The sequence below is a fragment of the Cupriavidus sp. FW305-3-2-15-C-LB2 genome (assembly GCF_058787575.1).
The window spans coordinates 1-22,369 of record NZ_JBYSZW010000082.1; the positions used below are offsets into that span (position 1 = coordinate 1).

The following is a 22,369-nucleotide window of genomic DNA, read 5'->3' on the forward strand; positions in this document are numbered from 1 at the left end:
CACCGTGCTGGTCAGCTCTTCCATGCTCGACGCCGTCTGCTCCAGCGCTGCCGCCTGCTGCTCGGTGCGTTGCGACAAGTCGTTGTTGCCCGCGGCCACCTGGCGCGTTGCCGTGGAGATGCTGGCCATGCCTTCCTGGATCTCGTGCACCACCGACTGCAGGCTGCGCTGCATGGTCTGCATGGCCTGCGCCAGCGCGCCGATCTCGTCGGCGCTGCGGTGCTCGAAGCGCGTGGTCAGGTCACCCGCGCCCATGCGCAGCGCAAAGTCCAGCATGTGGCGCACCGGACGGTGCACGCGCGCCAGCAGCATGGTGCCTGCCGCGAACGACGATGCCAGCGCCAGCGCAAAGCCGCCCCACAGCCACGGGCGCACCGCGGCCACGCCTGCGCCGCCCAGGGCTTCCACCGCAACCAGTGCGGCCAGGAACCACACCATCCCGCCGGCCTGCGCCCACAGGATGCGGCGCTTCAGGTTCAGGTGCAGCAGACCCTGCACCAGGCCGCGCAGCCCGGTGCGGACCACGGCGCCGTGGCGGATCGCCAGCCCGTCCGCGCGGCCGGTCCGGAAGCGTGCATAGGCAGCGCCGGCGGCTTCCACCTGCTCGCGCGTCGCCATCGAGCGCACCGAGGTGTAGCCGACCACGCGGCCATCGACGCGCGTGGGCGTCACGGTCGCGTTGACCCAGTAGAAGTCGCCGTTCTTGCGGCGGTTCTTGACCACGCCCATCCAGGTGCGGCCGGCCTGCAGGTCCTGCCACAGGTCGGCAAACGCTTCCGGCGGCATGTCGGGATGGCGCACCAGGTTGTGCGCCGCACCGAGCAGCTCCTCGGCCGCAAAGCCGCTTGCCTCGATAAAGGTGCGGTTGGCAAAGGTGATCCGGCCCTTGAGGTCCGTGCGCGAGATCAGGTAGTCCGATGGGGAGAGCTTGTATTCGCGCTGCGTAACGGGTTGGTTGTTTCGCATCTATGACAGTACTGCAGGCCCGGGCGCGGCAAGTTGCTGCACCCCGGGCGGGTTCGGTCCGGCAGGCGGGGCGCCGGCCGGACAACGTTGGCGCTGCCGCGGGATCACGCCACCGCTTCGAGCGCGGCGAGTTCTTCGGTGTTGAGCAGCTTCTCGATGTCGACCAGGATCAGCATGCGCTGCTCGACCGAGCCCAGCCCGCGGATGTAGTCGGTCGCCAGTTCGCCGGAGAAATGCGGCGTGGGCTTGATCTGCTCGGCTGCAAGGGTCAGCACGTCGGACACACCATCGACCACGATGCCGGTGGTGCGGTCGTTGAGGTCTACGATGATGACGACCGTGTACTGGTCGTAGCTGACGTTCTGCTGGCGGAACTTGATGCGCAGGTCGATGATCGGCACGATGATGCCGCGCAGGTTGATCACGCCCTTGATGTAGTCCGGTGCGTTGGCAAGCTGGGTGACCGACTCGTAGCCGCGGATCTCCTGGACCTTCAGGATGTCGACGCCGTATTCTTCCCGGCCCAGCGTAAAGGCCAGGAACTCTTCGCCCGCGCCGTCTGCCTTGTCGATGTGCTTCATCGTCTAGCCCCCCAAAATTGGCTCATGCTGGTTTGCTGGCGCTGCTGCGGCCAAGGCCGCTGGCTGGCACCGGGGCATGACTTCGCCCACCAGTGTTTACGGCAGCAATCCGGGGGACTGAAGGGCGACGCCCGGCTTTCCTTACCCTTCCGAGGTAGGGTGCGCGGTGGACAGCAGCGCCGTCACGGCCCGCATCAGCTGGTCAGGATCGAAGGGCTTGGGCAGGAAACCCGAGGCGCCGGCGGCGCGGGCCTGTTCGCGGATGCTGCCGTCCTGCTCGGTGGTCAGCATCAGGATGGGAATGCACGCATAGCGCTCGGTGGCGCGCAGGCTGCGGATCAGCGTGAGGCCATCCATGCCGGGCATGACCTGGTCGGTGACCAGCATGCCGAAGCTGGCGCCGGCCGCGAGCGCATGTGCCTGGTCGCCGTCGGCCGCCTCGGTCACGTCAAACCCTCCTGCGCGCAGGCAGGCGCCGATCATGCGACGGAGCGAAGGGGAATCGTCGACGACGAGGATGCTGGGCGATGACATGGGCGCCTCCGGTTTGCAGGACTCGGTTGATCCGCCAGGATGGACAGCACGGGCAGCGCAGCCGGCGACGGACGGGCCGGCGCAGGGCTGCGCCGCAAACGCTGGCAGCCTGCCAGACCGGTTATCGGCCGCGTCACGGACAAACTTTAGCCGTCAGGCGCCGCCCTGCTCGCGCAAGGCATCGGCAAAACCGGCAGCATCCAGCGGCAGCGACAGCAGGTAACCCTGCACCTCGTCGCACCCCATCTCATTGAGGATTTCCAGCTGCGATGCCGATTCAACGCCCTCGGCCACCACCTTCATGCGCAGTTCGTGCGCCAGCGCCACCATCGAGCCGACGATGGCACGGCCCTGCGCATCGGTGTCGAGCCCGCCGATCAGGGTGCGGTCGATCTTGAGCGTGCCCACGCGCAGGCGCTTGAGATAGCCCAGGCTGGAATAGCCACTGCCAAAATCGTCCAGCGCCACCTGGATGCCGAGCGACTGCAGCTCGGCCAGCGTTTCCAGCGACTTGCCGATGTCCTTCATCGCCGCGGTCTCGGTGATCTCCAGCGTGATCGCCGAGGGCGGGATGTCGTGCTGGTGGATCTGCTCGAGCAGGTATTGCGGGAAATTGCGGCTGGCAAAGCGCAGCCCCGAGACATTGATCGCCACCGGCACGGTGGGCACGCCGGCGTCCCGCCACTGGCGCACCTGGCGGCAGACGCTGGTCAGGACCCAGTCGTCGAGCTTGTCGATCTGGCCCGACTGCTCGGCCACGGTGATGAACTCGGCCGGGCTCACCTGGCCCAGCGCGGGATGGCGCCAGCGGCATAGCGCTTCGGCCCCCACCAGCGTGCGCCGGCGCGCATCGTACTTGGGTTGGAACTGCAGCGACAGTGCGTCGTCCTGGATCGCCAGCCACAGGTCGCGCCGGATCACGCGGGTGCGGCGCGCGCGTTCGCCGGCGGCGCTGTTGAACAGGCGCACCTGGTTCGAGCCGCTCTGGCGGGCCTCGGCCAGGCTGACGCGCGCGGCCTGCATCAGCGCCTCCGAGGTCTGCGCATCGCGCGGGTAGATGGCAATGCCGATGTTCACGCCGATCTGCATCTGCAAGCCGCGCGCGGCGATGAACTCGGCCAGCGAGCCGAGCATGCGCGAACCCAGTTCCTGCGCGCGGCCATGATGGACCAGCTCCGGCACGCCCACGGCAAACTCGTCGCGCGCCAGCCGGGCCAGGAAGTCATGCGGCTCCAGCACGGCCTGCGCCAGCGCGCCGGCGTCCTGGGCCAGGATATCGTCGGCGCGGATCTCGAAGACCTCGTCGACTTCGCGGTAATCGGCAATATGGATCAGCAACACGGCGCAGCCGCTCTCGGCCAGCCGCGCCTGCGCGATCGTCTGGTCCAGCCAGCGGCCGAAGGCGACGCGGTCGGGCATCGTCGTTGCCACGCTGTACTCGCCCACCGTGCCCTGCCCGCGCGCTGCGGCACGCACGGTAAGACGGCCGGGGCGGCCGGGAATGCGCGCGCCGCGCCGCGCCAGGCGGGACTCGTGCCCGCGCGGCAGGCCGTGCGCCTCGTCCACCAGCTCATCGGCCAGGCCGGCTTCGTGGTGCGCAGCCAGCAAGCCACGCGACTGCGCGCGGTGGACGGCGAACATCAGCGCGCACAGCGCGGTCAGCCCGCCCGCCAGCCAGGCGGGGTGCGGCAGGCCGGCTGCATCGATGCAGGCGCGCGCCGAGACCGAGCCCGCGCCACAGGCGCGGCCCAGGTGGGTGCCGGCCGCGGCCACCAGCCCGGCGCCAGCGACGACCGCCATGAGCGCCGCACCGCGCCACAGCCGCGTGCCCTGGCGCAGCCACTGCACCAGCAGCTTGGCAGCCGCGGTGGCTGCTGCTGCGGCGGCGAAGCTGGCCGCCATCTGTGCCGTGTCGTTGGCCGCCGGCACGCTGCCCGACAGCATCACCACCAGTACGGGCAGGCTTACGCTCAGCTGCGATAACAGTGCCGCCGACCAGGTCAGCATGCGCAGCGAGCGGCCACCGGCTGACTGGTCCGCACGCCCGGCGCGAACGCCGAGGGCGGCGGCCACGCCCAGCAGGGCAGCCAGCAGCAACAGGATGGAACTCAGGGCAATCATTGGGCTGCGCGATGATGAAGAGAATGCGCGAAGAAGGTCAGGACGCGGGGCAAACCCCGCATCATGGCATCTTGCGGTCGCCGTGTGAACAGGGCAATGGTGGGGACAGTGGTTTAGAACGCGCTCCAGTCATCATCGGCCCCGGCAACGGCCAGCGCGGGCCTCGCCGCCGGACGGCTTGCCGGAAGCGCCGCGGCCGGGCGGGCAGCAACGGCACGCGGCGCCGCGGTTGCCGAATGCGCCGCGGCTGCCGCCGGCCGCACCGACATGGTGCGTGCGGTGCTGCCAGCGACAGCCGTCGCGGCCGTGCCTGCCCCTACTCCCGTACCCGTGCCAAGGTTGAACACCGAGACCACGTTCTTGAGCTTCTGCGCCTGTTCTTCCAGCGCACCGGCTGCGGCGGCGGCCTCTTCCACCAGCGCGGCATTCTGCTGCGTCACCTCGTCCATCTGGGTCACCGCCTGGTTGACCTGCTCGATGCCGCTGGTCTGTTCCTGCGACGCGGCGCCGATCTCGTTCATGATGTCAGTCACGCGGCGCACGGCCTGGACGATCTCGCCCATGGTCTGGCCGGCTTCTGCCACCAACCGGGTACCGCTCTCCACGCGCTGGCCCGACTCGCCGATCAGCGCCTCGATCTCCTTGGCGGCCGAGGCCGAGCGCTGCGCCAGGCTGCGCACCTCGCCCGCCACCACCGCGAAGCCGCGGCCCTGCTCGCCGGCACGCGCGGCTTCCACCGCTGCATTGAGCGCCAGGATATTGGTCTGGAAGGCAATGCCCTCGATCACGCTGATGATCTCGACCACCTTGCGCGAGGCGCCGTTGATCTCGTTCATGGTGTCGACCACGCGGCCCACCACGTCGCCGCCCTTGAGCGCGATCTGCGAGGCCTCATTGGCCAGCACGCCGGCCTGGCGCGCGTTGTCGGCATTCTGCCGCACCACCGTGGTCAGCTCTTCCATGCTGGCGGCGGTCTGCTCCAGCGACGAGGCCTGTTCCTCGGTGCGCTGCGACAGGTCCAGGTTGCCGGTGGAAATCTGCTGCGTGGCCGATGCCATCGAATCGGCGCCGGTGCGCACTTCGGCAACGATGCCCGACAGGCTGGCCTGCATCGCGGCCAGCGCCTGCATCATGCGGCCGATCTCGTTCTTCGAGACGCTGGCGATGCGCGAGGTCAGGTCGCCGCGGGCGATGCGCTCGAACACAGCCAGCGCCTCTGCCACCGGCGCGACGATGGCGCGGTTCAGCGTGACCGTGCACAGCACGGCGACCGCCAGGCCCAGCACGATCAGCACGACCGACAGCATGCGGATACGCGCAAAGCTGGCCTGCGCAGCATCGAAGTTGGCCTGCCCGGCAGTCATCTGGAACTTCTGCAGCTTCTCGTGCACGCTCGACATGCTGCGCTGCAGGTCAGGCAGCACCTTCTTCGCCAGCCGCAGGGCCTCTTCCTGGTTGCCCGCGAGCGAAGCCGCCTGCAGCGGCAACACGCCCTGCTCCATGAACGCCTGGCGCTGCTTGCCCAGTTCCGTGGCGAGCGCCTTTTCCTCAGGATTCTGCGGCAGGTTCATGTAGCGCTTCCAGGCAGCCTCCGAAGCCTCGACGAACACCCTGGAACGGTCCACGTGAATCCTGGGGTCGTCCTGCTCGCCCTGCATCACGTTGCGGTCCAGTGCCAGGCGCATGCGCGTGGTGGCCTGCATCGCCTCGCTGAGCGCGACGGTGGAGCCGAGCTGGTTGGCATAAGTCTCCCTGAGGGCATCATTGCTTTGTGAAATGCCGTGCAGGCCGGCACCGCCGACCAGCAACAGCAGCAGCGACAGCATTCCCATGGCGCCCCGTAGCAGGGTCTTGATCTGGATATTGTTGTGGAAGGACATGATGAAAGAAGACTGTGTCAACCCGCGGGGCACACCCCCAACCCCGTTCCGGCAGGATCGACGCCCAGATGATCCGCCCTGCCCGGATAACGGCGCGACCTTCTGTTACTTGAGCCGCCGCGCCGGTGGCGGGCGCAATTAATCGGCGATAACCGGCCTGTCGGATATACGCCACGTGGCTTGCCGCGGCCGATTATGGCGATTTGATTTTGGCGGCGGCTGGCTGCCGCCGGGCCGGTTTGCGTACGGCCGCACCATTTGCGGGCCTGAACCCGGAACTGCGGCCGGAACTGCAGCCGGGCCGACGACGACGGAAATGCCGGTGACAGACCACGACACCGAAAGTTCACACAATTATCGGCGCCAAGAATTTTCGCAAAAACAGCATCCGATTAGTCCGGCAGGATTTGCAGCGGGCGGCGACCCCGTTATAATTGTTTTCAGCATTTTCACCCCCGCACACACCCACCGCATTCCACTCCACCGGAAACCGAGGACCCAATGGCGACGTATCAGGAAATCGTTCAGAAAATCAGTGAACTGCAGAAGCAGGCCGAGGAAATCAAGGCACGCGAACAAGCCACGGTGATCGCGGATATTCGCGAGAAAATCGAGCAATATGGCCTGACCGCGGAAGACCTGGGTTTTGGCGCAAAGGTGCCGGCCGGCAAGAAGGCGGTCAACCGCAAGGTGCCGGTACGCTATCGCGACAGCGCCGGCAATACCTGGACGGGCCGCGGCAAGCGCCCGGGCTGGCTGACCCAGGCCCTGGCCCAGGGCAAGGCAGTTGAAGACTTCCTGATCCGCTGAAACCCGCGATCCGGCAGATGGTAAAACGCCACGGATGAATTCCGTGGCGTTTTTGTTTTCTGGTCTTCCGCGGCGCCTGCACAACACTGCGGCGCCACCTGCCCGGGGCGTCAGGCGTCAAACCCCTGCGGATTCATCGACTGCCAGCGCCATGAGTCCTGGCACATGCGGTCGATGTCATGGCGCGCGCGCCAGCCCAGCAGCTGGTTGGCCAGCGCGGGATCGGCGTAGCACGAGGCGATGTCGCCCGGGCGCCGCGCCACGATCTCATGCGGCACCGGCTTGCCGCTGGCACGCTGGTAGGCCTGCACCACTTCCAGCACGCTGTAGCCGCGGCCCGTTCCCAGGTTCACGGTCATGCTCTTGCCCTGCGCGCGCAGGTAACCCAGCGCCGCCAGGTGGCCGTCCGCCAGGTCGCAGACGTGGATATAGTCGCGCACGCCGGTGCCGTCCGGCGTCGGGTAGTCACCGCCGAATACCATCAGCTTTTCACGGCGCCCGCCGGCCACCTGCGCCACATACGGCATCAGGTTGTTCGGGATACCGCGCGGATCCTCGCCAATCAGCCCGCTTTCATGCGCGCCGACCGGATTGAAATAACGCAGGTAGGCAATGCGCCAGTCCGGATCCGATGTTTCCAGGTCGCGCAGGATTTGCTCGCCCATCAGCTTGGTCTGGCCATACGGGTTGGTGGCCGACAGCGGGAAATCCTCCAGGATCGGCACCGCATGGGGATTGCCATAAACCGTGGCCGAAGAACTGAACACCAGCTGTTTCACCCCGGCCGCGCCCATTGCCGCGCATACCGTCAGCAGCCCACCCAGGTTGTTGCTGTAATACTCCAGCGGCTGGCTCACCGATTCGCCCACTGCCTTGAGTGCGGCAAAATGAATCACCCCGCTGATGCGGTGTTCGGTAAAGAGCCGGTCCAGCAATGCGCGGTCGCGCACGTCGCCCTGCACAAAATGCGGGGTCTTGCCGGTAATGGTGGCGAGCCGCTCCAGCACCACCGGGCTGCTGTTGCAAAGATTATCCAGGCCGATCACGTGGTAGCCGGCATTGAGCAGTGCAACCCAGGTATGCGAGGCGATATAGCCGGTGGCACCGGTCAGGAGCAAGGTTTCAGGCATGGAAAATCGGTGTCGGAATTCGATTCAGGGCCGGGCCTTGGCCTGGCGGATTCAAAACGTGGCGCAAGCACCTCTTTCCGCCGCGTAGGCCGGCGAAGCTGCTTATTATCCACGATCTGCCGATGCGCCCAGGGCAGCCGGCCCGGCGCGCGGGGCTAGACCCGGCTTCCCGGCACTTCCGCCACCAGCCCCGCCCGCGCCTGCCAGGCCTCATAGGCGGCGCGCAGCCGCCAGCCGGACTCCGGGTCGCGCATGCCCAGGCATTGCGCCACCTCGGCCGGCGCCGTGCCGGCCTCGAAATGCATGGCGGCGCAGGTATTGCGCAGCGTCTGCGGCGACGCGCGTTCGCTGCGCCCGGCCAGCACGCCGGCCTCGTCCAGCAGGATCTCCACGCGCCGGTAGACCGAGGCGGCATGCATCGGCCGGCCCGCCGGCATGGCGGGAAACACCAGGCCGCCAAGCGTGCCGGAGGCTTCGCGCAATGCCAGCCAGGCCCGTAGCGGCGCATGGGCCAGGCTGAACAGCGGCACGGTATAGGCTCGGCCGTTGTCCGCGCGGACCATGCGCAGCGCCATCCGACCGGGGGCGCCGGCTTCGATGGCATCGACCCGCAGCGCCCGCGCTTCGCCTACCTTCAGGCCGCCGCCGAGCAGCACCGCCAGCAGGGCCACATCGCGGGCGCGCTTCCATTGGGTGGGCGATGCCGCGGTGCGCGTGTCGCCGGCCGGCATGCCGGCCGGGCCAAGTATCCGCGCCACCAGCAGGTCGCGCTCGCCCGGCAGCAGGAACGCGGTGGGATCGTTCTCGCCGTCGGCAAGATGGGCGCGCACCGCCTGGCTGGCCGGGTTGTGCATGCCCTCGCGCAGCCGCGCCAGGTGATGGAACACCCGTTCGATCAGCCGCGTATAGCGATAGCGGTGCGATTTGTGCAGCTGCTGCGCGTCCAGGAACTCACCGATCTGCTCCGCCGACCAGCTCAGCGGCGGCAGCCCGCGCTCGGCCGACCAGCGCAGCAGCTTGCCCCACATGGCGCGGTACACCACGCTGGTGCCGTGCCGGAAGCCATGCCGTGCCAGCCAGCCGTCGAACGCGCGCTCCGGATGGTCGCGCCAGGCGGCCAGGTCGGCATCGAACAAGGCCGCCTGTTCAGGATGGGCAGCGGAGGGCTTAGTGGTCACTGACTCTCCTGCCGGGGGCCGGCGTGCGGGGTTGGGATCCCGCCTATTGTAGACAACCCGTCACTGCGCGGCGTGGCGCCGGCACCATTGGCCCCCGCATCGCTTGCACGGTGCCCCGGCGCATGCTACCTTTCCATCCACTATGCAACTGGTTGCATAAAACCCCCGCAACAAGACGCCGCGCACTGACGCCAGCCAAGGAGACCGAAGTGACCACCACCAACCTGATTCCCGCCGCACAGGCCTCACTTGAAGCCTGGCACCAGATGCTGGCCAACGGTTCGATGGCCGGGCTCGACGCCATCGTGGCCGATGAGGTGGTGTTCCGCTCGCCGGTCGCGCACACCCCCTATCCCGGCCGCGCCGCGATTGGGCTGGTGCTGACCACGGTGAACCAGGTGTTCCAGGACTTCCGCTACCACCGCAGCTTTGTCAGCGAGGACGGCCACAGCGTGGTGCTGGAATTCAGCGCGGCCGTGGACGGCAAGGCGCTCAAGGGCATCGACATGATCCGCTTCGACGACGCCGGCCGCATTGCCGAGTTCGAAGTCATGGTGCGCCCGCGCTCGGGCCTGGAGGCGCTGGCCGCCGCCATGGGCGCGCGCCTGGCCAGCCAGAAGGACGTGCTGACCGGCGCGGCCTGACGCAACCCTGTTTCGCAGCACCGCTTTTTCGCCTTACCGAAATACCCAGGAGACTTCACCCATGGCCCTTCCCGCCCAACTCCAGAACCGGCTGTCGCTGCCGGTGGTCTGCTCGCCGCTGTTCATCATCTCCAACCCCGACCTGGTCATCGCCCAGTGCAAGGCCGGCGTGGTGGGCTCGTTCCCCGCGCTGAATGCGCGCCCGGCACCCAAGCTGGAAGAATGGCTGGACCGCATCACCACCGAGCTGGCCGAACACGACGCCAGGCACCCGGACCGCCCGTCGGCACCTTTCGCCGTCAACCAGATCGTGCACAAGTCCAACGACCGGCTTGAACATGACCTGGAGCTGTGCGTGCGCTACAAGGTGCCGATCGTGATCACCTCGCTGGGCGCGCGCAAGGAAGTCAACGACGCAGTGCACTCGTACGGCGGCATCGTGCTGCACGACGTGATCAACAACACCTTCGCACGCAAGGCCATCGAGAAGGGTGCGGACGGACTGGTGGCGGTTGCCGCCGGGGCCGGCGGCCATGCCGGCACGCTGTCGCCGTTCGCGCTGCTGCACGAGATCCGCGAATGGTTCGACGGCCCGCTGCTGCTGTCGGGCTCGATCTCCAGCGGCGACGCCATCCTGGCCGCGCAGGCCGCCGGCGCCGACCTGGCCTATATCGGCTCGGCCTTTATCGCCACGCAGGAAGCCAACGCACAGGACGGCTACAAGCAGATGATCGTCGACAGCACCGCCAACGACATCGTCTACTCCAACCTGTTCACCGGCGTGCACGGCAACTACCTGCGCGGCAGCATCGAGCGCGCCGGCCTGGACCCGAACGCGCTGCCCGAATCGGATCCGTCGAAGATGAATTTCGGCTCCACCAGCGTCAAAGCGTGGAAGGACATCTGGGGCGCCGGCCAGGGCGTGGGCGCAATCAAGCGCGTGGTGCCCGCAGGCGAGCTGGTGCGCCGCTTTGCCGAGGAATATGCGCTGGCACGCCGCCGGCTGGGCTTGGGCGAGGCCAAGCAGGCCGGCACGCGCGCCGTCGACCTGGCCTGACGCAGCCGGTCAGCTGGCCTGGCAGGCCGTAGCCGCCGCCCAAGCGGGCGCGGCTACAGCAGCGGCAGCAGTTCCTCGCCCCAGGCCACCCAGTCCTGCTCGAAGCGGATGCCGCGCTGCAGCAGCGCATAGCGCAGCTGTTGCGCGCGGTCCATGTCCGGCGTCGAGAAATCGCGCCGCTCGATGGCCAGGTAAGTCTCCAGCCGGGCCCGATGCAGCGCGATCAGCCGACGCATCTCGTCACCGAGGCCAAGCGGCCCGATCACCGCATCGGCGCGCAGCTTGACCAGGATTTCCTCGCGCTGGTCCAGGCTGGCGCCGGGGGTCAGCACCCAGCGTGCCAGTTCTTCACGGCCGGCCGGCAACACCCGGTAGACCTTCTTGCGGTTCTTGCGGTCGCCGCCACCGGCCTCGCCTTCCGCCGCCTCGGTTTCATCCGCGGCAATCCAGCCACTGTCAGCCATCCGCCCCAGCTCGCGATAAATCTGCTGGTGCGTGGCATGCCAGAAATAGCCGATGGAACGGTCAAAGCGCCGCGCCAGGTCATAACCGGACGACGGTTTTTCGATCAGGGAAATCAACAAGGCGTGCTGGGTCGACATGCGTCTGGGCAGTGGCCCGTCGGGGGGCGATGGAAAATGGTTGGAAGCGGATGCGGCAGACCCGGAACCGGGACGCGCCGGTAGCCGCACTTCGCGGGGCTGGCGCTATGGTATCGCAATGCCGGCCTTGCGCAGCACCCTCAGCGATGTCGTCACCGGCGTCGCCAGCAGATGCCATACATTCGTTAAATTTGTCATTTTGGAAATTTCCTGGCAGACAGAATTAAAAAACGCTGAATGGCATTTCTGCGTTGGATGCAATACATTCCATACATTGAAAATCCAGTGCGAGCGCATACCCGCCCCCGGCCGCACCTTGCAGCAATCCTGGAGTGTGTCCATGACCGGAAGAATCCTGCTTGCCGAAGAGCGCGACGTGGCCTGGGAAGCCGACGCCGTCGAACTCCCGATCGGCATCCTGCCGCCCATGCGCGACAAGGCGCCCATTTACTACCGCCTGTCCGATACGCCGGACGGGCACCATATCAAGGAATACGCCAGCGGGCTACGCCAGCTGGTGCGCTTTGTCGGCGTCGAAGAACAGGTTGTCAAATTCAGCCTGGGCTGACCGGGCATGTAACCGTTTCCCTGTGGTTGTCTCCTCCGAGCCCGTTCCTGCGGGCAGGGACTTGAACCCGCGAGATTCGCGGGTTTTTTCTTGGCCGGCGGAATCAGAGCTGCGGCGCGCGGCAGGCGGCGCCGTCGGGGTTGGCCGTTTCCGCCATGTCGAACACCGCCCTGGCACCGCATTGCGATCCGAACATGCGTGCCTGGTCGTGCCCCACGCCCACCACTTCATAGGCCTGGTGGCGGATCACCAGCCCGGGGCTGGCCAGGTAGCGCTCATAGCGCAGGTAGCCGCGGGCGCGCTGCAGGCGGGTGGGACCTTCGGCCTCAGCGCCGCACGCCTTGTCCAGTACGCGGTGGTTGGGGTCGTTGTCTTCCGTGCCGGCCAGGTAGGTCACCTGACGCCCGGCGTAGCGCTGGTACAGCGACTGGCCATTGGCACCCTTGGCGTAGGGCACGATGTCCTGCATGCCATAGCGGTACTTGTCGTAATCCGGGCACACTGCCTTGTCGTAAGGCGCAAACGAGCGGCCGTCCGCGCCGGCCGGGCGCACCGCCGTGAAGTACAGGTAGGACGAGGGGTTGGCCACCACATAGCGCAGGTCGATGCCGCGCGCGCGGATGCGCTCGTCGACATTGTTCAGCACGGCATAGCGATGCACGATCTGCGCGCCGCCCGAATGCCCGGCCACGGTCACCCTGGCCACCCGCGGCAAGCGCGCCTTGTCGGTGACGAAGGCCATCATGTCATCGAGGACTTGCAGTGAACTGACCGTGAACGGCGCGTTGACCGCGTTCTCGCCACTCATCCAGCCCTGCACCGACCATTGCGGCATGCCGTCGAAGCCCTTGCCGTGGTCTGGCGTGCCGGGGAAGTTGGGCGCGACCAGCAGCACCTCGTCCGGATTGCGGCCGCTGGCCTTGAGCAATGCAGCACCGGCGGCGTAGTAATCATCGCCGTTGCGCTGCAGGCCGTGCTGCACGAACACCACCTCGCGGATGCGCGACAGGTCTTGGTCTAGTGGATGGTTGGTGTAGACCGGGAAGTCATAGCCCGCGCCCGTGCCCAGGTGCACGCGCTGCCAGTGCGGCTTCGCCTGGGCCGGCGTGGCCGCCGCCTCCACCGCCCTGGCGACGGAAGGCGTGTCGGGTGCGCTGGCGCAACCGGCCAGCACTGCCGTGGCGATGGCGGCACCGGCCAATGCCCGGCATGGTTTGCTTGGCACAACGAGAGCAATGGCTTGCAGCATCGGAAGCGACTCCTGTGGGAATTTTTTGCCGGCGACGGACCCGGACGCGCTGCCCTGGTCAGCCCAGGCGCCTGACCAGCGCCGCCACGTCCGGCCAGGTCACGCGGCGGACCATGACCCGCAGGTCCGGACCGTGGAAATCATCCTCGAACGCCTCGGATTCCTCGCCGCCCAGCCGCTGGTAGAACTCGCGCGCCTGCGTATTGGCTTCCAGCAAATAGAGGAACAGCGGCCGCCCGGGCCAGTGCGCGGCCACGCGCTGCGCGCAGTGGGCCAGCAAGCGCTTGCCCAGGCCCTGGCCCTGGAAAGCCGGCAGCACGTGGAGGTTGTCGAGATAGATGCCGAAGCGGGGCTCCGCCTCGGGCAGCAGGCAGGCAAAGCCAGCGGCTTCGCCGTCGACCATGGCCAGCGTGACTTCCACGGGGCCGTCTGCGCCGTTGTGCATGCGGGCGCGCCAGGCGGCCAGCCGTTCCGGGTAGGCCTGGTCCCGCAAGTAAGCAGCCGGCAGCATGCCGGGATAGGTGTGCTGCCAGCTGGCGGCGTGCATGGCGGCGAGCCGGTCGGCATCGGCAGCCGTGGCGGGGATCAGCGCAAGATCGGGCATGATAGGCGGCGCGGCAGGCGGTCGGCGTCGGCGCAGCGCCGGCAAGGTGTCGGGAAGCGATCATTGTGCCGCCGCATGCCAAGGCTTGCAAAGCGTGGCTGCAGGGATTGCAACCGGCGTGCCTTGCCTGCCTCCCGCGCCATCATGCAACACTCCCGGCGCCGGGAACGAAGGTTGCAGGATCCTGCAAAATTGCCTGCCGCAACGAAGAGGAAGCCTTATGTATATGGTCTACTGGTCCGAAGCCGACGGCACCGGGCTCAGCCCCCACGCGCAGTCATTCCCAAGCGATGCGATGCGTGAGGCCCTGCACTTTACCGAGGCGCTGCGCCAGCGCCAGCACGCGGGCGAGCCGGTGAGCTTTGTCACACTGTGCTCGGAGAATCCCAACGCCGTGGGCCGGGCCGGCGCGGCCGACCCGCCACCGGACTATGAGTGGAAGAAGAGGCGGCCTTGAAGCGGCAGCGCGCATTGTCGTGAAACATGGCGCGCTGCCCGGCCGGGCAGAACCCGGCAACTGGCCCGTCAGCCGATGATGTCGAACTGGCTGAAGTACTCCTCGTTCAGCTCCAGGCCCAGCCCCGGCAGGTTGTCGTCGAGCTGCAGGTAGCCGTTGTCCGGCGCCGGATCGCCCTTGAAGATGTAGTAGAACAACTCATTGCCCACCTCGACGTCGTGCACGGGGAAGTACTCCGACATCGGCGAAGCCGTCGAGGCCATGGTCAGGTGGTAGTTATGCATCTGCCCCGCGTGCGGGATCACCGGCACCGACCAGGCCTCGGCCATGGCGTTGATCTTCTGCGCCGCGGTGATGCCGCCGACGCGGTTGGTGTCGTACTGGATCACGTCCACCGCACGGCGCTCGAGCAGGTCCTTGAAGCCGTAGGAGGTGAATTCGTGTTCACCGCCGGAGATCGGGAACGGGCTCGCCTTCTTCAGCTCGGCATAGCCCTCGATATCGTCGGCGATCACCGGCTCTTCCAGCCAGCGCGGGTTGAACTCGGCCAGGCGCGGCAGCATGCGGCGCGCGTACTCCAGGGTCCAGCCCATGTAGCACTCCAGCATGATGTCGACGCCGTCGCCGACCAGCTCGCGCAGCAGGCGCACCTGTTCGATGTTCTTCTGCATGCCGGCGGGGCCGTCCTTGGGGCCGTAGCCGAAGCGCATCTTCATCGCGGTGAAGCCCTGGTCGAGGTAGCGCTGCGCTTCTGCCAGGAACGCGTCGCGGTCGTCATTGTTGTAGAGCTTGGAGGCGTAGCACCAGATTTTTTCCTTGGTGCGCCCGCCCAGCAGCTTGAACACGGGCTTCCCAACCGCCTTGCCCATCAGGTCCCACAGCGCGATATCGACCGCCGAGATCGCCGCCATGCCGATGCCCTTGCGGCCCCAGGCATGGGTGCGGCGGTACATCTTCTGCCACAGGTATTCGTTGTCGAACGGGTCCTGGCCGATCACCACCGGCGCCAGGTACTGGTCGACGATCTCCTTGGCCACGCGCGGCGCCAGCGCGCAGTTGCCGATGCCGACCAGGCCGGAATCGGTTTCCACTTCAACCACCAGCCAGCCGTGGAAGCGGAACGAGCCCATGGCGTCGCCGCGCTCGAACAGGATGTCGGTGGCGTTGGTGCAGAAATGCGCCTGCGGCGGCACGGTCTTGCCCTTCCATTCAAAGACACGGGCGCGGACGTTGGTGATCTTCATGTTCAGCTCCTGATGGCGATGCGTTGGCGCGAACGCTCCCCGGCCGCGCCGGGGGCGGTCTTGCTGGATTTGGTGTGGTGAAGGTGGTGGCTAGGCTGTGGCGCGCCGTTGCGCGCCCATGCGGCAGGCGATCTGGAATGCCTGCAGCGTGGCGCCCGGATCGGCGCGGCCCTGCTGCGTGATGTCGAACGCGGTGCCATGCGCGGGCGTGGTGATCGGCACCGGCAGCCCGCCCTGCACCGTCACGCCGCGCGAGAAGCCCATCAGCTTGATACCGATCTGGCCCTGGTCGTGGTACATGGTGACGATAGCATCGAACTGCCGCTGCGACGGCCCACCCTGCACCTTCAGGAAGATGGTGTCGGCCGGGAACGGACCGTCTGCCGCCACGCCGCGCTCACGCGCCGCGGCCACGGCCGGGGCGATCACGTCGATCTCCTCGCGGCCGAAGGCGCCGTTGTCGCCGTTGTGCGGGTTCAGGCCGCACACCGCGATGCGCGGGCGCGCCATGCCGGCGCGGCGCAGGGCCTGGTCAATCAGGTCGATGGCGCCGCCCACGCGTTCCGGCGTGATCATCGCCGGCACGTCCTTGAGCGCCACGTGCGAGGTCACGCGCGAGGTCCACAGCCCGTCCAGGACATTGAACTCGCAGAAGTTGCCGTGGCAGCCAAGCTGCTCGGCAAACCAGTGCAGCTCATCGCTGTGCGCCATGCCGGCGGCGTGCAGCGAGCTCTTGTTCAGCGGCCCGAACAGGATCGCGTCGGCCTGGCCCGCTTGCGCCAGCTGCAGTGCCAGCGCCAGCGTGCCCAGGCTGTAGCGCCCGCCCTCGGCACTGGCTTGGCCGCGCGCATACGCCGGGCGCTCCGGCAGCTGCCAGTGGTACAGGCGCGGCTTGCCATCGTCGGCAAAGGCGGGCGCATCGGTCTCGGCCAGCGCCAGCTCGACGTCTGCGATCCGCATGCCGTGGCGCCATTCGTCGCGGTCGGCGATCAACAGGATCTCGGCCTGCGCGGCGGTCGCGGGGTCGGCCAGCAGCCTGGCGATCAGTTCGGGGCCGATGCCGGCGGGGTCGCCCAGCACCATGGCGATTCTTGGACGGGAATTCATTGGACTTCCGGGGTTGTTATTGGTCGAGCTTGACGCCCAGTTCAGCGATCAGCTTGCCATAGCGCACATACTCGGCACGCGAGAAGGCATCGAACTGCGCCGCGGTCAGCGCGCCGGGCACCGCGCCCACATCGGCCAGCCGGCGCACGGTGTCAGGGTCCCTGATCACCGTGGCCAGCGCGTTGCCCAGCTTCTGCAGTGTCGTGGGCGCCGTGCCGGCCGGCGCATAGACACCGTACCATGCACTCATCTGGATGCCGGGCACGCCCGCTTCAGCCAGCGTGGGCACGTTGGGCAGCAGCGCCGAGCGCTGGTCCGCGGTGACCGCCAGCGCGCGCAGCTTGCCGGCCTTGATATGGCTGATGACCGACGGCATGGTCTCGAAGCTCATGTCCACCTGCCCGCCCATCAGGTCCACCAGCGCACTGCTACTGCTCTTGTACGGCACGTGCAGCAGCTTGCCCTTGATCTGCCGCGCGAAGGACGCGCCGGCCAGGTGCTGGGTGCTGCCGACCCCGGACGAGCTGTAGCGGAACTTGTCCGGATTGGCCTGGATCTGCGCCACCAGCGCCTTGACGTCGCGCGCCTGCACCTGGTTGTTGACCACCAGCACATTGGGCACCGACGACACCAGCGCCACCGGCGCCAGGTCCTTGAGCGGATCGAACTGCAGCTTGAGCAGGTGCGGCGCGATCGCTTGCGAGGTCACCACGCCCATCAGCAGCGTATTGCCGTCCGGCGCCGCCTTGGCGGTCAAATCCGCGGCAATGGTGTTGGACGCGCCGGGGCGGTTGTCGACCACGACTGGCTGCTTCAGCTGCGCGGCGAGCTTGTCGGAGACGATGCGCGCCATCACGTCGGTGCCGCCGCCGGGCGCTGCACCCACCATCAGCCGCACCGGCCGTGTGTCCTGCGCCCAGGCATTGCCCGTTACTGCCGCCACCGTGGCCAGGCCGGCGAGTGCGCCGGCGATCCATATCTTCATTGCTGTCTCCGTCGTTTTGCTGTCCGGCTCTGCGGCGCGGATGGGCAGACTATAGGAGCATCAGTGATTCGCCACTACTGATGTTTTTTGAACTGGCGATCACCTGGCGTTATACCTCGGCAGCCGCCTGCTGCGCAGTGCGCGGCAATGCCTTCAGGATCGCGACCAGCTGTCGCGCCGCCGCGGACAAGGCGCCGCCGCGCCGCGTCACGATGCCAAAAGTCTGCTGCCGCGACTGCAGCCGCACGGGCAGGATGCGCAGCATCTTCTGGCGCACGAACATCGCCGCCACGCCGGTCGGCAGCAGCGACACCAGCCCGGGGTCGCCCTGCAGCATGGCCACCGTGACGAAGGCCGACGAGGTCGAGATCGCATTGGCGGGAAAGCTCATGCCGGCCAGGTCCAGCTCGCGCTGCAGCAGCGCGTGCATCGGCATATGGCCTGCATAGGTGATCCAGCGATAACCTGCGAGGTCGGCAAACCCCATCGCACGCGCGCGCGGTGCCGGATGCGCATGGCCCACCACGACCGCGACCTGCTCATCGCCCAGCGGGTGGTAGTGGTAGCGGGCCGGTTCATCGCTGACCAGCGAGCGGCCGATCACCAGGTCGAGGTGGCCGTCGTCGAGCAGCCCCAGCAGGCGCAGGCTGGTGTCCTCGATGATCTCCAGCGCCAGCTCCGGCTGCGCCTGGCGCAACCGCGCCAGCGCCGGCACCAGCACCTCCGGCACCGCCCCCATGATCACGCCGATGGCCACGCGCCCGCCGCTGCCCGCGCGGATGCCCGCTACCTCCTCGCACATGGCGCCCAGGTCGGCCACCAGCTGGCGTGCATGCCGGATCACGCAATGGCCGAAGGCATTGGGACGCATGCCGCGCCTGGAGCGCTCGAACAGCGGCGCTTCCAGCATGCCTTCCAGCTCCTGCAGCGACTTGCTGGCCGCCGACTGGGTCATCGCCATCGCCGCGGCGGCCTGGTGCAGGGAGGAATGCTCGTCCAGCGCGATCAGCAGTTGCAGCTGCTTCATGCGCAACCGACCGGTCAGGGCGTCGAGGGTGGATTTCATGAAGGAATCTGTGAGTCGCAAAAGCGATCACCAGATGGAAAGGTTTCAATATACAGCCCGGATGGCGGCTCGTATATTGGCCCGATCCAATTCACAAGCAGCCGGAGGAGAGCATGACCCGCACCCCATCCCCCACCGTCTACCGCGGCGTATTCCCGGTAGCGCCCACCGTCTTCGACGCGCAGGGCGGCCTCGACCTCGACGGCCAGCGCCGCTGCATCGACTTCATGATCGATGCGGGTTCGCACGGCATCTGCATCCTGGCCAACTTCTCCGAGCAGTTCGTGCTGAGCGACGACGAGCGCAACGTGCTGATGAAGACCGTGCTGGAACACGTGGACGGCCGCGTGCCGGTAATCGTCACCACCACGCATTTCAGCTCGCGCCTGTGCGCCGAGCGCAGCCGCGCGGCGCAGGATGCGGGCGCGGCCATGGTGATGGTGATGCCGCCTTACCACGGCGCCACCATCCGCGTGCCCGAGCGCAGCATTTACGAGTTCTTCGCCACGGTCTCGGATGCCATCGACATTCCCATCATGATCCAGGACGCGCCGGTCAGCGGCACCACCCTGAGCGCGCCGTTCCTGGCGCGCATGGCGCGCGAGATCGGCAATGTGTCGTACTTCAAGATCGAAGTGCCGCAGGCCGCGGCCAAGCTGCGCGAACTGATCGAACTGGGCGGCGACGCCATCGTCGGCCCCTGGGACGGCGAAGAGGCCATCACGCTGATGGCCGACCTGGAAGCGGGCGCCACCGGCGCCATGACCGGCGCGGGCTTCCCCGACGGCATCCGCCAGATCCTCGATGCGTGGCAGGCCGGCGACGCCGAACTGGCCGCGCAGCGCTACCAGCAATGGCTGCCGCTGATCAACTATGAAAACCGGCAAGGCTGGCTGGCCACCAGCAAGGTACTGATGCAGGCAGGCGGCGTGATCGCATCGGACGCGGTGCGTCATCCGCTGCAGCCGATGCACCCGGCCACCCGCGAAGGGCTGCTGAAGATTGCGCGCCGGCTCGATCCGCTGGTGCTGCGCTGGGCCCGCTGACCTCATCGAAAGGACAAGGCATGACAATCTCAGGCGAACTCCTGATCGGCCGCCGCGCGGAACGCGGCGGCAACGGCACCATCCACGCCATCGACGCTGCCACCGGAGCCACCCTCGAACCGGCATTCGGCGGCGCCACGCCCGCGCAGCTCGACCAGGCCTGCGCGCTGGCATGGCAGGCATTCGACGCCTACCGCGAGACCACGCCCGAGCGGCGCGCCGATTTCCTCGAAGCCATCGCCGCCAACATCCTGGCGCTGGGCAATACCCTGATCGACCGCTGCACCACCGAATCCGGCCTGCCGCGCGCGCGCATCGAAGGCGAGCGCGGCCGCACCGTGGGGCAGTTGCGCATGTTCGCAAGCCTGCTGCGCCAGGGCGACTTCCTTGAACTGCGCGTCGACCCCGCGCTACCTGAACGCAAGCCGCTGCCGCGCGTCGACCTGCGCCTGCGCCATATCGCGCTGGGGCCGGTAGCAGTATTCGGCGCCAGCAACTTCCCGCTGGCATTCTCGGTGGCCGGCGGCGATACCGCCTCGGCCCTGGCCGCGGGCTGCCCGGTCGTCGTCAAGGCGCATCCGGCGCACCCGGGCACATCGGAGCTGGTCGGCCGCGCCATCCGCAAGGCCGTCGACGACATGGACCTGCCCGAAGGGACTTTCTCGCTGCTGTTCGATGCCGGGCTGGAGGTCGGCCAAGGGCTGGTGGCCGATCCGCGCATCAAGGCCGTCGGCTTCACTGGCTCACGCGCCGGCGGCATGGCGCTGATGGCGATCGCGGCGGCACGGTCGGAACCGATCCCCGTGTTTGCCGAGATGAGCAGCATCAACCCGGTGCTGCTGTTCCCGCACGCACTGGCCAATCGCGCCGAAGCCATCGGCACGGCGTTCGCTGATTCGCTGACGCTGGGCGCCGGGCAGTTCTGCACCAACCCCGGCCTGGTGCTGGCGGTTGCGGGGGATGACCTGGAGCGCTTCCTGCAGGCCGCGGCGGCGCGGCTGGGGGCGCTGCCGGCTGCGACCATGCTGACGCCCGGCATCCATCGTGCCTATTGCGCCGGCGTCGATACGCTCGCCAGCCATGCGCAAGTGCAGACCGTTGCGCGCGGCGCGGCGGGATCGGCTGCGCAGGGACAGGCCGCGCTGTTCGCCACCGACGCCGATGTCTTCCTGGCCAACGAAGCGCTGCGCCACGAAGTCTTCGGCGCCGCCTCGCTGGTGGTGCGCTGCCGCGACCTCACCGAGATGCGGCGCGTCATCGACGCGCTGGAGGGGCAGCTGACCGCCGCGCTCCATATCGAGGATGCCGACCACGACGCCGCCCGCACCTTCCTGCCAGCGCTGGAACGCCTGGCGGGACGCATCCTGGTCAATGGCTTCGGCACGGGCGTGGAGGTCGGACATGCGATGGTGCATGGCGGGCCGTGGCCGGCGACGTCCGACGGCCGCAGCACCTCGGTCGGCAGCCTGGCCATCGCGCGCTTCCTGCGCCCGGTCAGCTACCAGGACATGCCGCCCGGCCTGCTGCCCGCGTCGCTGCGCCCGGACAGCCCGCAACGCCACGCGTGGCGCCTCGACGGCAAGCTGCAGGGGATGCCCGGCTGAGGCTCACCTCGACAATGCCCGCAACGCATCGATCAGCAGGCTCATCGATGCCGTCGGCGGGCGGCCCCGCCGCGTGACGATGCCATAGGGCCCCAGCTTGCGCGGCAGGGGCAGCGGCAATACCGCCAGCGCGCCAAGCCTGCCGTAGTAGGCGGCGACCGACTCCGGCAGCACCGCGATCAGTTCGCTGTCCGCCAGCAACGACGTGGTCATCAGCACCGCCGCGGTCTCGATGGTCGACGGCGGCGCCGGCACGCCGGCATCCTCGAACGAGCGGTCGATCAGCGCGCGCATCGGGCTGGGGCGCGGCTGCATGATCCACGGGTAGCCCGTCAGTTCCTCGAACGACAGCTTGCGGCGCCGCGCCAGCGGGTGCTGCGGCCCGACCACGATGGCCAGGCCCTCGTCGCCCAGTTGCTCGAAGTCCAGCCCGCTGCTGTCCCAGCCATCCGGCACGCGCCCCAGCACGATATCGAGCTGGTCGCGCTCAAGCTGCGGCATCAGCACATCGCTGGTCTCCACGTGCACCGCCACCTCCAGCCGCGGATGATCGCGATTGAGCTGCCGGATCACGTCGGCAAGCAGCCCCGGTGTAGGCGCCATCACCGCCCCGACCCGCACGCGTCCGATCTTGCCGGACTCCAGCGCCACCAGTTCATCGCGCAGCCCGCCCATGTCGGCAAACACCAGCCGGGCATAGCGCGTGGCCGCCAGACCGAAGCGCGTGGGCCGCAGCCCGCGCGCATGGCGCTCGAACAGCGGCACGCCGAGCAGGTCCTCCATGTCCTGCAGCATCTTGCTGACCGCGGGCTGCGTCAGCGTCAGCGCCTCGGCGGCCTGGCGCAGCGAACCGCGCTCCTCCACCGCCAGCAGCAGGCGCAGGTGCTGCATTTTCAGGCGGCCGTGGAGGGTGCTGACGGGTGGGATCATGGGTGG

Annotated in this window: 23 protein-coding genes; 7 read left to right on the top strand and 16 right to left on the bottom strand. The window is 67.9% G+C overall.

The genetic code is table 11. The features are described 5' to 3' along the window. The 5 genes from AC3WRR_RS34240 to AC3WRR_RS34260 all read right to left on the bottom strand — a co-directional run. On the bottom strand, positions 1-966 hold a 966-nt coding region (locus AC3WRR_RS34240; protein WP_492299412.1), incomplete at its 3' end, for a methyl-accepting chemotaxis protein. A 104-nt stretch (positions 967-1,070) separates the two neighbouring features. After that, positions 1,071-1,547 carry a chemotaxis protein CheW gene (locus AC3WRR_RS34245; protein ID WP_010809863.1) on the bottom strand — a complete coding sequence of 159 codons (477 nt, stop codon included), beginning with the start codon at positions 1,545-1,547 and terminating at the stop codon, positions 1,071-1,073. Between the two features lie 141 nt (positions 1,548-1,688). Continuing rightward, a complete protein-coding gene (locus AC3WRR_RS34250) occupies positions 1,689-2,081 on the bottom strand; it encodes a response regulator (RefSeq protein ID WP_010809862.1) in 393 nt (130 codons plus the stop codon). 153 nt (positions 2,082-2,234) lie between these two features. Further along, positions 2,235-4,202, bottom strand: a complete 1,968-nt coding sequence (locus AC3WRR_RS34255; protein ID WP_492299413.1) for a putative bifunctional diguanylate cyclase/phosphodiesterase — start codon at positions 4,200-4,202, stop codon at positions 2,235-2,237. Positions 4,203-4,315: 113 nt separating this feature from the next. After that, positions 4,316-6,082, bottom strand: a complete 1,767-nt coding sequence (locus tag AC3WRR_RS34260; protein ID WP_492299415.1) for a methyl-accepting chemotaxis protein — start codon at positions 6,080-6,082, stop codon at positions 4,316-4,318. A gap of 501 nt (positions 6,083-6,583) precedes the next feature. Here AC3WRR_RS34260 and AC3WRR_RS34265 point away from each other — a divergent pair. Beyond that, entirely contained in the window at positions 6,584-6,892 is a 309-nt protein-coding gene (locus AC3WRR_RS34265) for an H-NS histone family protein (RefSeq protein ID WP_010809859.1), read from the top strand. A 110-nt stretch (positions 6,893-7,002) separates the two neighbouring features. Here AC3WRR_RS34265 and galE read toward each other — a convergent pair whose 3' ends face one another. Continuing rightward, positions 7,003-8,022 carry a UDP-glucose 4-epimerase GalE gene (galE, locus tag AC3WRR_RS34270; RefSeq protein ID WP_010809858.1) on the bottom strand — a complete coding sequence of 340 codons (1,020 nt, stop codon included), beginning with the start codon at positions 8,020-8,022 and terminating at the stop codon, positions 7,003-7,005. Between the two features lie 155 nt (positions 8,023-8,177). Beyond that, positions 8,178-9,200 carry a tyrosine-type recombinase/integrase gene (locus AC3WRR_RS34275; protein WP_011616425.1) on the bottom strand — a complete coding sequence of 341 codons (1,023 nt, stop codon included), beginning with the start codon at positions 9,198-9,200 and terminating at the stop codon, positions 8,178-8,180. Between the two features lie 209 nt (positions 9,201-9,409). On the opposite strand from AC3WRR_RS34275, the gene AC3WRR_RS34280 reads away from it, so the two are divergent. Together AC3WRR_RS34280 and AC3WRR_RS34285 are read left to right on the top strand one after the other, a co-directional pair. Then, the gene (locus tag AC3WRR_RS34280; RefSeq protein ID WP_010809856.1) at positions 9,410-9,844 is read left to right on the top strand and encodes a nuclear transport factor 2 family protein; all 435 of its coding nucleotides are present in this window, start codon (positions 9,410-9,412) and stop codon (positions 9,842-9,844) included. 61 nt (positions 9,845-9,905) lie between these two features. Then, positions 9,906-10,901 carry an NAD(P)H-dependent flavin oxidoreductase gene (locus AC3WRR_RS34285; RefSeq protein ID WP_011616424.1) on the top strand — a complete coding sequence of 332 codons (996 nt, stop codon included), beginning with the start codon at positions 9,906-9,908 and terminating at the stop codon, positions 10,899-10,901. Between the two features lie 53 nt (positions 10,902-10,954). Here AC3WRR_RS34285 and AC3WRR_RS34290 read toward each other — a convergent pair whose 3' ends face one another. Together AC3WRR_RS34290 and AC3WRR_RS34295 are read right to left on the bottom strand one after the other, a co-directional pair. Continuing rightward, positions 10,955-11,503: a PadR family transcriptional regulator gene (locus AC3WRR_RS34290; RefSeq protein WP_010809854.1), complete on the bottom strand. Its 549-nt coding sequence runs from the start codon at positions 11,501-11,503 to the stop codon at positions 10,955-10,957. 105 nt (positions 11,504-11,608) lie between these two features. Next, complete coding sequence (locus AC3WRR_RS34295) at positions 11,609-11,845, bottom strand: hypothetical protein (protein ID WP_144062247.1); 237 nt, start codon at positions 11,843-11,845, stop codon at positions 11,609-11,611. Here AC3WRR_RS34295 and AC3WRR_RS34300 point away from each other — a divergent pair. After that, positions 11,844-12,071, top strand: a complete 228-nt coding sequence (locus AC3WRR_RS34300) for a hypothetical protein (RefSeq protein ID WP_492299417.1) — start codon at positions 11,844-11,846, stop codon at positions 12,069-12,071. The genes AC3WRR_RS34295 and AC3WRR_RS34300 overlap by 2 nt on opposite strands. 103 nt (positions 12,072-12,174) lie before the next feature. On the opposite strand, the gene AC3WRR_RS34305 is transcribed toward AC3WRR_RS34300, so the two are convergent. Both AC3WRR_RS34305 and AC3WRR_RS34310 read right to left on the bottom strand, forming a co-directional pair. After that, the gene (locus tag AC3WRR_RS34305; RefSeq protein WP_439669597.1) at positions 12,175-13,320 is read right to left on the bottom strand and encodes a hypothetical protein; all 1,146 of its coding nucleotides are present in this window, start codon (positions 13,318-13,320) and stop codon (positions 12,175-12,177) included. A gap of 58 nt (positions 13,321-13,378) precedes the next feature. After that, on the bottom strand, positions 13,379-13,924 hold the full coding sequence (locus AC3WRR_RS34310) for a GNAT family N-acetyltransferase (protein ID WP_492299419.1): 546 nt from the start codon (positions 13,922-13,924) through the stop codon (positions 13,379-13,381). A 220-nt stretch (positions 13,925-14,144) separates the two neighbouring features. On the opposite strand from AC3WRR_RS34310, the gene AC3WRR_RS34315 reads away from it, so the two are divergent. Then, the gene (locus tag AC3WRR_RS34315; RefSeq protein ID WP_010809850.1) at positions 14,145-14,381 is read left to right on the top strand and encodes a hypothetical protein; all 237 of its coding nucleotides are present in this window, start codon (positions 14,145-14,147) and stop codon (positions 14,379-14,381) included. A gap of 68 nt (positions 14,382-14,449) precedes the next feature. Here the strand turns inward: AC3WRR_RS34315 and AC3WRR_RS34320 are convergent, their stop codons facing one another. The 4 genes from AC3WRR_RS34320 to AC3WRR_RS34335 form a co-directional block, all read right to left on the bottom strand. Next, positions 14,450-15,625, bottom strand: coding sequence for an L-rhamnonate dehydratase (locus AC3WRR_RS34320; RefSeq protein WP_439672318.1), 1,176 nt, complete (start codon positions 15,623-15,625; stop codon positions 14,450-14,452). A 90-nt stretch (positions 15,626-15,715) separates the two neighbouring features. Next, positions 15,716-16,732 carry a 4-hydroxythreonine-4-phosphate dehydrogenase PdxA gene (locus tag AC3WRR_RS34325; protein ID WP_439672317.1) on the bottom strand — a complete coding sequence of 339 codons (1,017 nt, stop codon included), beginning with the start codon at positions 16,730-16,732 and terminating at the stop codon, positions 15,716-15,718. Positions 16,733-16,748: 16 nt separating this feature from the next. Next, a complete protein-coding gene (locus tag AC3WRR_RS34330; RefSeq protein ID WP_439672316.1) occupies positions 16,749-17,717 on the bottom strand; it encodes a Bug family tripartite tricarboxylate transporter substrate binding protein in 969 nt (322 codons plus the stop codon). Positions 17,718-17,826: 109 nt separating this feature from the next. Next, entirely contained in the window at positions 17,827-18,783 is a 957-nt protein-coding gene (locus AC3WRR_RS34335; RefSeq protein ID WP_058698570.1) for a LysR substrate-binding domain-containing protein, read from the bottom strand. 113 nt (positions 18,784-18,896) lie between these two features. On the opposite strand from AC3WRR_RS34335, the gene AC3WRR_RS34340 reads away from it, so the two are divergent. Together AC3WRR_RS34340 and AC3WRR_RS34345 are read left to right on the top strand one after the other, a co-directional pair. Further along, a complete protein-coding gene (locus tag AC3WRR_RS34340) occupies positions 18,897-19,829 on the top strand; it encodes a dihydrodipicolinate synthase family protein (protein ID WP_010809845.1) in 933 nt (310 codons plus the stop codon). A gap of 20 nt (positions 19,830-19,849) precedes the next feature. Beyond that, entirely contained in the window at positions 19,850-21,433 is a 1,584-nt protein-coding gene (locus AC3WRR_RS34345; RefSeq protein WP_439672315.1) for an aldehyde dehydrogenase (NADP(+)), read from the top strand. A gap of 3 nt (positions 21,434-21,436) precedes the next feature. Here AC3WRR_RS34345 and AC3WRR_RS34350 read toward each other — a convergent pair whose 3' ends face one another. Continuing rightward, positions 21,437-22,363: a LysR family transcriptional regulator gene (locus AC3WRR_RS34350; RefSeq protein WP_010809843.1), complete on the bottom strand. Its 927-nt coding sequence runs from the start codon at positions 22,361-22,363 to the stop codon at positions 21,437-21,439. Positions 22,364-22,369 lie beyond the last annotated feature (6 nt).

Excerpts from the sequence above, each read along its gene's own strand:
- AC3WRR_RS34245 (WP_010809863.1), bottom strand. The coding sequence starts at position 1,547 with ATGAAGCACATCGACAAGGCAGACGGCGCGGGCGAAGAGTTCCTGGCC.
- AC3WRR_RS34250 (WP_010809862.1), bottom strand. The coding sequence starts at position 2,081 with ATGTCATCGCCCAGCATCCTCGTCGTCGACGATTCCCCTTCGCTCCGT.
- AC3WRR_RS34255 (WP_492299413.1), bottom strand. The coding sequence starts at position 4,202 with ATGATTGCCCTGAGTTCCATCCTGTTGCTGCTGGCTGCCCTGCTGGGC.
- AC3WRR_RS34260 (WP_492299415.1), bottom strand. The coding sequence starts at position 6,082 with ATGTCCTTCCACAACAATATCCAGATCAAGACCCTGCTACGGGGCGCC.
- AC3WRR_RS34265 (WP_010809859.1), top strand. The coding sequence starts at position 6,584 with ATGGCGACGTATCAGGAAATCGTTCAGAAAATCAGTGAACTGCAGAAG.
- galE (WP_010809858.1), bottom strand. The coding sequence starts at position 8,022 with ATGCCTGAAACCTTGCTCCTGACCGGTGCCACCGGCTATATCGCCTCG.
- AC3WRR_RS34285 (WP_011616424.1), top strand. The coding sequence starts at position 9,906 with ATGGCCCTTCCCGCCCAACTCCAGAACCGGCTGTCGCTGCCGGTGGTC.
- AC3WRR_RS34290 (WP_010809854.1), bottom strand. The coding sequence starts at position 11,503 with ATGTCGACCCAGCACGCCTTGTTGATTTCCCTGATCGAAAAACCGTCG.
- AC3WRR_RS34300 (WP_492299417.1), top strand. The coding sequence starts at position 11,844 with ATGACCGGAAGAATCCTGCTTGCCGAAGAGCGCGACGTGGCCTGGGAA.
- AC3WRR_RS34295 (WP_144062247.1), bottom strand. The coding sequence starts at position 11,845 with ATGGACACACTCCAGGATTGCTGCAAGGTGCGGCCGGGGGCGGGTATG.
- AC3WRR_RS34305 (WP_439669597.1), bottom strand. The coding sequence starts at position 13,320 with ATGCTGCAAGCCATTGCTCTCGTTGTGCCAAGCAAACCATGCCGGGCA.
- AC3WRR_RS34310 (WP_492299419.1), bottom strand. The coding sequence starts at position 13,924 with ATGCCCGATCTTGCGCTGATCCCCGCCACGGCTGCCGATGCCGACCGG.
- AC3WRR_RS34315 (WP_010809850.1), top strand. The coding sequence starts at position 14,145 with ATGTATATGGTCTACTGGTCCGAAGCCGACGGCACCGGGCTCAGCCCC.
- AC3WRR_RS34320 (WP_439672318.1), bottom strand. The coding sequence starts at position 15,625 with ATGAAGATCACCAACGTCCGCGCCCGTGTCTTTGAATGGAAGGGCAAG.
- AC3WRR_RS34325 (WP_439672317.1), bottom strand. The coding sequence starts at position 16,732 with ATGAATTCCCGTCCAAGAATCGCCATGGTGCTGGGCGACCCCGCCGGC.
- AC3WRR_RS34330 (WP_439672316.1), bottom strand. The coding sequence starts at position 17,717 with ATGAAGATATGGATCGCCGGCGCACTCGCCGGCCTGGCCACGGTGGCG.
- AC3WRR_RS34335 (WP_058698570.1), bottom strand. The coding sequence starts at position 18,783 with ATGAAATCCACCCTCGACGCCCTGACCGGTCGGTTGCGCATGAAGCAG.
- AC3WRR_RS34340 (WP_010809845.1), top strand. The coding sequence starts at position 18,897 with ATGACCCGCACCCCATCCCCCACCGTCTACCGCGGCGTATTCCCGGTA.
- AC3WRR_RS34345 (WP_439672315.1), top strand. The coding sequence starts at position 19,850 with ATGACAATCTCAGGCGAACTCCTGATCGGCCGCCGCGCGGAACGCGGC.
- AC3WRR_RS34350 (WP_010809843.1), bottom strand. The coding sequence starts at position 22,363 with ATGATCCCACCCGTCAGCACCCTCCACGGCCGCCTGAAAATGCAGCAC.